This is a genomic window from Vibrio sp. Vb1554 (genome assembly GCF_033344235.1).
Map to the genome: position 1 here is coordinate 1 of NZ_JAWPOJ010000147.1, position 1,559 is coordinate 1,559.

The 1,559-nt window shown below is 48.7% G+C and carries 1 protein-coding gene; it reads right to left on the minus strand.

What is annotated here, in order from left to right:
* On the minus strand, positions 1 to 1,559 hold a 1,559-nt coding region (locus R8N28_RS24440), incomplete at both ends, for a flagellar biosynthesis protein FlhA (protein ID WP_318183575.1).

Genomic DNA, 1,559 nt, shown 5'->3' on the forward strand with positions numbered 1-1,559 from the left:
TGGAACTGACCAAGAATATTTGGTTCGATTGGGAAACTATCGAGAACCACTGTACCTGAAGCTTGTGCTTGTTGCAGCGACGTCAGTAGCATTTGCTCCAATTCATCCGATAAAGCGTAAACATTGAGCTCAGGTTTTTGCCCTGCAATTAAGTTAACTAGCGTGCGTTTTAGTGCGCAGCGAACATCAGCCGCTAACAAAATCGGGTCTTTCGTGTTTTCTGAAGACTCCAGCATGGTATTCGCAATGGTTCGGATGTCTTTTAGTGGCACCTGATCAAGCAATAGCTGGCGGTACACTTTGAGCTGTTGAGCTGGGTTAAGTGCAGCGGCTAAGGCTTCTGCCAATTTCGGCGCTTGTTGGGTTAAGCGCTGCGTCATCGCTTCTACATCATCGTGTGTAAACAATTCTGCAAGGTTGGTTTTCATGATTTTGCTGATGTGCGTTGCGATCACGGTACCGTCATCCACGACTTGGTAACCCATGTTGAGTGCCTTCGCCTTGTCTTGATGTTCAATCCAAACCGCAGGAAGTTGGTAAGCAGGATCGCTCCCTAGAATGCCATCGATTTCACCGTAGGTGTCGCCAACGGCAATCGCCATTAAACGCTCTGGTTCGATGAAGCCCTGCTCAATCACTTCGCCATTAAGAGAAATGGTGTATTGGTTCGGTTTTAGGCTTAGGTTATCGCGAATGCGAACTTCGGGTAGAAGAAAACCTCCTTGTTCAGCGAGGTTACGACGTACGCCACGAATACGTTGCGAAAGTGGCGCACCTTGATCCTTGTTTACCAAGTGAACAAGACGGTAACCAAGCGCAAGAGACAGGGTGTGCACGTGTGGGATGTCGTCCCATGTGAGTGGTGTGTCTTCCTCTTGCATGGCTTGAGAAAGTGCTTCCACCTGTTCGATTTGCGTGTCTTGAACTGGTTTCTTACTTTGTCTCCAACCTGCAAACCCTAGTGCGCCAGCAAATGCAAAGAATGCAAGGTGCGGCATGCCCGGAACCATACCAATGACCGCCATGATCCCTGCAACCGTAAACAAGGTTGCTGGAGTTGCGAGCAACTGTTTCTGCATGGTTTCTGACATGCCGTTGTCGCTGTCATTGATGCGAGTCACGATGATTGCAGCTGCGGTTGCCAGTAATAGCGATGGAATTTGTGCTACCAAGCCATCACCGATGGTTAGCAGTGCATAAGTTTTGAATGCTTCAGACGCTGGTAAGCCGTGTTCGAAAACACCGATGCTGATACCACCGATGATGTTGATGAATAGAATCAACAGACCTGCGACCGCATCACCGCGAACAAATTTCGACGCACCGTCCATTGAACCGTGGAAGTCGGCTTCGTTCGCAACTTCTTTACGGCGCAGACGAGCGGTTTCTTGATCGATCAAACCGGCGTTTAAGTCCGCATCGATCGCCATTTGTTTACCCGGTAGGGCATCCAATGTAAAACGCGCGGAGACTTCTGAAATACGTTCACCACCTTTGGTGATAACCACAAAGTTAATGATCATCAAGATGATGAAGACCACCATACCGACAACGTAGTT